At 71.1% G+C, this 6,912-nt stretch carries 3 protein-coding genes; all 3 read left to right on the forward strand.

Going from position 1 to position 6,912, the window contains the following annotated elements; all coding sequences use genetic code 11:
• The first annotated feature begins 140 nt into the window (after nt 1-140).
• The 3 genes from Mterra_RS17470 to Mterra_RS17485 all read left to right on the forward strand — a co-directional run bounded on the left by Mterra_RS17470 (nt 141) and on the right by Mterra_RS17485 (nt 6,732).
• The gene (locus tag Mterra_RS17470) at nt 141-2,384 is read left to right on the forward strand and encodes an endonuclease MutS2 (protein ID WP_119316320.1); all 2,244 of its coding nucleotides are present in this window, start codon (nt 141-143) and stop codon (nt 2,382-2,384) included.
• A gap of 449 nt (nt 2,385-2,833) precedes the next feature.
• On the forward strand, nt 2,834-5,197 hold the full coding sequence (locus tag Mterra_RS17480; protein WP_119316322.1) for a di-heme oxidoredictase family protein: 2,364 nt from the start codon (nt 2,834-2,836) through the stop codon (nt 5,195-5,197).
• Between the two features lie 368 nt (nt 5,198-5,565).
• On the forward strand, nt 5,566-6,732 hold the full coding sequence (locus Mterra_RS17485; protein WP_119316323.1) for an ABC transporter substrate-binding protein: 1,167 nt from the start codon (nt 5,566-5,568) through the stop codon (nt 6,730-6,732).
• Nucleotides 6,733-6,912: the final 180 nt, after the last annotated feature.

The following is a 6,912-nucleotide window of genomic DNA, read 5'->3' on the forward strand; positions in this document are numbered from 1 at the left end:
CCCACGGCCACCGGCCACCGCCTCACGCCCCCGCCCCTTTCGCCCGCATGACCCGCCCATTCTATGCGGCCCCCCAAGCCTGAGCCAGGGCGCAAACGGCCCGGGCGCAGGCGCTATACTGGCCTTTTGGATGCCGGCTTATGCGTGACGCCCTCGAAGCCCTGGAATTTCACCGCGTTCAACAGGCCCTCGCCGACCGGGCCTCGACCCTCATGGGCCAGGAGGCCGCGCTGCGCTTGGGCCCCAAGGCCCGCCTCGAGGAGGCCCTCGAGCAGCAGGCCCTGGTGGCCGAGGCCGTGGCCTACAGCTACCGGCTGGGGGGCATCCGCGACCTGCGCCCGGCGCTGGCCGCGGCCCGGGAGGGGCGGCGGCTGGAGGGCCTCGACCTGCTGGGCGTCGCGCACAGCCTCGAGGCCGCCGCCGAGCTCAAGCACGAGCTGCTGGAGATCGGGGAGCGGCTCAAGGCCGTCGCGGCCCGCGTCGGCGAGCACACCCTCTTCCGCCGCCGCGTCAGGGAGTCGCTCGACGAGACCGGCCACGTGCGCGACTCGGCCAGCCCGCGCCTGCGCGAGATCCGCTCCTCGCTCAACCCGCTGCGCGAGCGCATCCATGACCGGCTCTACAGCCTCATGGACCGCCACGCCAGCGCCATCCAGGACCGGCTCATCACCATCCGGCGCGACCGCTACGTGATCCCGGTGAAGGCCAGCGCCCAGAACCAGGTCCCGGGCATCGTGCTCGACCAGTCGGACACCGGGATGACCGTCTTCCTCGAGCCCGCCGGCGTGGTGCCGCTCAACAACCAGCTCGCCAGCCTGCGCCTGGAGGAGGAGGCCGAGGTGGGCCGCATCCTCTTCGAGCTCTCGGGGATCTTAGCCAACGACCCCGAGCTCGACGAGACCCTCGAGGCCCTCGTCGAGCTCGACCTCGCCCGCGCCGCCGCCAGCCTGGCCTACGACTGGCGGCTCACCCGGCCGCGCTTCGAGGCGGGCACCTACCGGCTGGTCAACGCCTGCCACCCCCTCATCCCCGACGCCGTCGCCAACGACCTCGAGCTCTCCGCCGAGCATCGCATCCTGCTGCTCACCGGCCCCAACATGGGCGGCAAGACCGCGCTGCTCAAGACCCTGGGGCTCGCGGTGCTCATGGCCCAGTCCGGGCTCTTCGTGGCCGCCGAGGGCGCGGTGCTCGACTTCCCCACCCGGCTCTTCGTGGACATCGGCGACGAGCAGAGCCTGCAGGAGAGCCTTTCCACCTTCGCCGCCCACCTGCTGCGGCTGAAGGAGGTGCTCGAGCACGCCGACGCGCAGAGCCTGGTGCTCATCGACGAGCTCGGCTCGGGCACCGACCCCGAGGAGGGGGCGGCGCTCTCGCAGGCCTTCCTCGAGCGCCTCCTCGAGCGAGGCGCGCGCGGCCTCATCACCACCCACCTCACCCCGCTCAAGGCCTTCGCCCAGGAGCAGCCCGGCGTGCGCAACGCCTCCATGCGCTTCGACCTGGAGAACCTGCGCCCGACCTACCGGCTGGTGGTGGGCTCCCCGGGCCGCAGCTACGCGCTGTCCATCGCCCGGCGGCTGGGCTTCCCCGCCGAGGGCGTCGCCCGCGCCGAGGAGCTGCTGGGCCCCGAGGGGGGCCGGGTGGAGCGCCTGCTGGCGGCCCTCGAGGCCGAGCGCGAGGCCGCCCGCCGCGACCGCGAGAAGGCCACCGCCGCCACCCGCGAGGCCGAGGCCCTGCGGCAGGCGCTGCAGAAGCAGCTCGACGAGCTCGAGGCCGCCCGCGAGCGGCTGCTCGAGGAGGCCAGGGCCCAGGCCGAGCGGGTGGTGCTCGAGGCCCAGCAGCAGGTGCGCCAGACCCGCGAGAAGGCCAAGGCGCAGGGCCAGGGCCAGGCCCTCCAGGAGCTGCTGCACCTGCGCAGCCGCTACCAGAAGCCCGCCAAGCCCCAGCCCCCCGCCAAGGCCGGCCTCGAGGTGGGTTCGGTGGTGGACGTGCCGGAGTACGGCCGCGGCACCATCGTCGAGCTGCGCGGCGCCGAGGCCGTGGTGCAGATGGGCGCCGTGCGCGTGAGCTTCCCCCTCGCCAGCCTCCAGCCCAAGCAGGAGCCCAAGCCCAAAGGCCCCGGCGGCGGGCGGCAGCGCTCGAGCTTCGACCCCGAGCTCAACCTGCGCGGCCTCACCGTCGAGGAGGCCCTCCTCGCCGTGGACGACTACCTCGAGGAGGCCAAGGCCGTCGGCGCCACCCCGCTGCGCCTGCTCCACGGCAAGGGCACCGGGGCCCTGCGCAACGCCCTGCGCGAAGCCCTCAAGCGCGACAAGCGCGTGCAGAGCTTCCACGACGCGGTGCCTTACGAGGGGGGGCACGGGGTGACGGTGGTGCATTTGAAGTAGTCGGTAGCTGATGGCCGGGCGCCGGGTGCGGGTCGTACGTCGGGTGCGGGTCGTACGTCGTACGTCGTACGCAAAAAGCCAAACGCAAGACGCAAAACGCCAAACGCAAAACGCAAAACGCAAGACGCAAGACGCAAAACGCCTGGTTCCTCCCTTGGCAAGGGGGGCTGGGGGGGATAAACCCTCCCCGCCGGCGGGAGGGATTTACCACAGAGCCACGAGCCTCCTGCTGACGGCTTAAGCCCGTCGCCCTAGCCCGGCACCCCCTCATGTGCCAAATGACCCGTGAACCTTAAGAAATCCTTCGTTGACCTGTGGCCTGGCATCCAATACCTTGTCACCGGACTCGCGGACACCTTGTTCCGCTCTATCCCCTACCCTATCTCCGGACTACCCCTGTTTTCGCACGGGCTCGCCCTATTGGGTGCCGCGTCCTGAAGGAGGCTTTTTTGTCACGTAGAACCATCTTCACGGCGCTCGGCGCCGCTCTCGCCCTGGCCGGGGGCGTTCTGGCGCAGGGCATGCCGTCCATCACCGGCAAGGTCGTGGCGGTGGGCATCCCGGGCGTGGGGGCCCTGAGCCCCATCGGCTTCTTCCACCCCGGCGGCCCCATCCACGACAAGCCCGAGTTCAAGGCCTTCACCGAGGCGGGGAAGATCCTCGAGGCCGAGCGGCTTTTCGTCGCCAGCAGCTCCAACTTCGGGGCGCCCAAGGCCGTCGCCAACCTGCCGGAGGGCTCCATCCTCTCCATCGACCCGCGCGGCGACGCGCCGGTGGTCGTGCCGCAGGACTTCGCCAAGGCCGACGGGCAGGCGGTGGCCGCGGGGGGACGGGTGCAGCTCTACACCGCCCAGAGCCCGGCCTTCGTCAACGGCCTCAACAACCCCCAGGCCGTGACCGCCGCCCTCCCCGCCGTGAGCTACCCGCTGGGCATCTCCATCAACAACGCCTTCGGGCGGCCCTGGTTCACCGGGGCGCCTTACGGGGCCAAGGGCCCGGGCTTCGAGTCGGTGACCGACCCCAACGGGCGCCCCCTGGCCGGCGCGCCGAACAAGGTGGCGGGCGGGGTGTTCAGCGGTAGCCAGACCAACCGCACGCCCCAGATTTTCCTCGGCGGCCTCGACGCGGCCACGCTGGGCACGGCCTTTTTGGGCAAGTCGCCCGACCAGAGCGGGCGCGCGGTGTTCGCGGCGCTCATGGCCGACGGCCGGATCGCCCAGGTCCACGTGGAGAAGGGCGTGGACGGGCTGGCCCCGGCCGGCACCATCCGCCCCCTCACCGCGCTCACCCCTAAGGACGGCGACTCCACCGAGCAGATCCCGACCCGCGCGGGCATGGTGTTCAACTGGGTGCCCGACCGCATCATCTACGTCGCCGACCCCCTGGGCAACGCGGTCGTGGCCCTGACCCTCGCCGACGACGGCAAGGTGTTCTACGTCGCGCGGCAGCGGCGCATCCAGGTGCCCGAGTTCAGCCTGCCCATCGACCTCGCCCCGGCGGTGCCCGAGGTCGCCAACCCCGGCTTCGCCTCCAACACCACCCTGGCCGGCAACTCCGACCTCTACGTGCTCAACCGGGGCAACGGCACCATCGTGCGCGTCCGGCAGAACGGTACCGTGGTCGCGGTGCGCCGGGTGGAGGTGGCCGGGGCCGGCGTGCTGGGCGGGGGCCGCCTTGCGGGGATCGCGGTCTCGAGCGACGCCCAGAAGATCTACGTCAGCGTCAGCGGCGAGCTGCCCCAGTACCCCGGCCTGCGCGGCGCGGTGATCGAGCTTCCTGCCTTCGGGGCCAGCGGCGCGGCCAGCGCGCCCGCCTCCGACCTCGTGGCCAAGGGGGCCGCGCTCTTCAAGCACGCCTTCACCCCGGACGAAGGCCTGGGCCCGCTGTTCAACGCCCGCTCCTGCGCCGAGTGCCACGCCTCCCCCACCGCGGGGGGCGTGGCGCCCGACGGGCTGGGGCTCGCCACCTTCGTCGGCCGGCTGAGCGGGGGCAAGTTCGACCCCCTGATCGGCGGGGGAGGCCCCGTGGCCCGGGCCCACTCGGTGAGTGAGCTCGGCCTCTCCTGCCCCCAAAGCCCCGGCATCCCCGCCGGGGCAAACCTTAGCTCTATCCGCATCACCCCCCCGCTCTACGGCCTGGGCCTGATCGACCGCATCCCCGAGGCCGTGATCCTGGCGGGTGCGGCTCCTAAGGAAGGCGGCGTGCAGGGCCGTCCCAACTGGGTGAGCGGGCCCGACGGGGTGAAGCGGGTCGGGCGCTACGGCTGGAAGGCCGACGTGGCGAGCCTCGAGCAGTTCGTGGGCCTGGCCCTGCGCAACGAGCACGGCATCACCAACCCCGTCGCCCCCGAGGACTTCCTCACCGTCAAGGAGCGCTGCCCGGGCGACTTAGGCCGCCTCGAGGACGACGGCCAGACCGTCGCCGCCCTCACCGCCTTCGTGCGGAGCCTCGAGCCCCTGCGCCCCAAGGCGAGCCCAGGCGAGGGCGAACGGCTCTTCGCCTCCACCGGCTGCACCGCCTGCCACACCCCCAGCCTGGGCGGCGTCCCCCTCTACTCCGACCTGCTGCTGCACGACATGGGCCCCCTCCTCGACGACGGCCTCCCCCAGGGCGAAGCCCGCGGCAAGGACTGGCGCACCGCCCCCCTGTGGGGCCTCGCCTCCCGCCAGCGCTTCCTCCACGACGGCCGCGCCAGCAACCTCGAGAGCGCCATCGCCGCCCACGGCGGCGAAGCCGAAAAAGCCCGCACCAACTTCCTCAGCCTCACCCCCACCCAGCAGCAAGCCCTGGTGGACTTCCTGAAGAGCCTTTGAACGGCAGGAAGCGGCCAGCCGTCAGCAGGAGGCCCGTGGCCTGTGGTTGACCCCACCCCGTCCCTCCCCACCCGCGGGGAGGGAAATATCCCCCCAGCCCCCTTGCCAAGGGGGAAACCAGGCGTTTTGCGTTTGGCGTTTTGCGTCTTGCGTTTTGCGTTTTGCGTTTGGCGTTTTGCGTTTGGCGTCTTGCGTTTGGCTCTTTGCGTACGACGTACGACGTACGACCCGCACCCGACGTACGACCCGCACCCGGCGCCCGGCGCTAACAGCCTCTCTCCATCCGCCCCCTCCGCCCAGTTAGAATGGGCTCGCGCAAAACCCCAGGAGGCGACGTGAAGCGAGTGCTGGTGTGGACGGCGGTGTTCATGGGCCTGAGCCTGGCCCAGGTGGAAGTGAGTTTCTGGCACGCGATGGACGGGCCTGCCGGGCGGGCCATCGACGAGTTCGCCAAGGAGTTCAACGCCAGGCAGCGCGAATTCCGGGTGGCCCCGCGCTACGTGGGCGACTACCGCGAGGCCGAGAGCAAGCTGGTGGCGGCGCTGCGCTCGGGGTCGGGGCCCACGCTGTTCCAGTCGGAAGTGGTGTTCTTCCCCAAGCTGGTGGCCGAGGGCTCCGCGGTCGCCCTCGACGAGGCCATAGCTGCGGTGCCCAAAGCCCTCACCGACGACCTCTACGAGGCCGCCTGGGAGTACGGCGTCATCGGCGGCAAGCGCTACGGGCTGCCCTTCAACACCTCGACGCCGGTGCTGTTCTTCAACGAGAACCAGCTCCGCGCCAAGGGCCTCAAGGTGCCCGCCACCTGGGCCGAGTTCGGCAACGTGGCCCGCGCCCTCACCAGCCGCTCGTCCAAGGGCTTCATCGCCCTGTCGGAATCCTGGACCTTCGAGGCCATGGTGACGAGCCGGGGCGGCAACCTGGTCACGCGCGACGGGCGCCCGGCCTTCACCTCCAAGGAGGTCGTGGAGGCGCTCGAGTTCCTCCAGAACCTGAGCAAGGGCGGATTTATCACCACCCGCAACCTCGCCGAGAGCACCTTCGCCCAGCTCGACTTCGTGCGCACCAAGGGCATGATGGTCTTCGCCTCCATCGCCAACTGGCCCGCCGCCGAGAACTTCTCCTTCGCCTTCAAGCTCGGCGTCGCCCCCGTCCCCCGCGAACCCGGCGGCAAAGTGCCCCTGGGCGGGGCCCAATTGGTCGTGGTCAAGGGCGCCCGGCCCGAGGAGGTCCGGGGCGCGGTGGAGTTCTGGAAGTACCTGATGGAACCTGAGGTCGTAGCCCGCTGGGTCCAGGCCTCCTACTACGTCCCCCTGCGCAAGTCGGCCACCCCGCTGCTGGAGAAGTTCTACCGCGACAACCCCTACCGCAAGGTCGCCTTCGAACAGATCGCCTACGCCCAGCCCCGCCCCCGCGTCCCCCAATTCGCCACCTGGCGCAACTTCCTCGAGGAAGCCCTCGAGCGCACCCTCAAAGGCGGCGTCCCAGCGCGGCAGGCGCTCGAGGAGGCACAGCGGAAGGCGGAAGCGGTTAGGTGAGGGAGGTGAGGGGGTCGTACGTCCTACGTCGTACGCAAAACGCTAAACGCCAGACGCAAGACGCAAGACGCCCCATCGGGGTTAATCGTCCACTGGGGTTGTGCCCGCCCCCCAGGCCGACTACAGCCCCACGCCCCAGGGGACCTCCGCTCGGTGGTTGCTGCCGTGCCCCGGCCGGGG

Source organism: Calidithermus terrae (assembly GCF_003574345.1).
Classification (GTDB): domain Bacteria; phylum Deinococcota; class Deinococci; order Deinococcales; family Thermaceae; genus Calidithermus; species Calidithermus chliarophilus.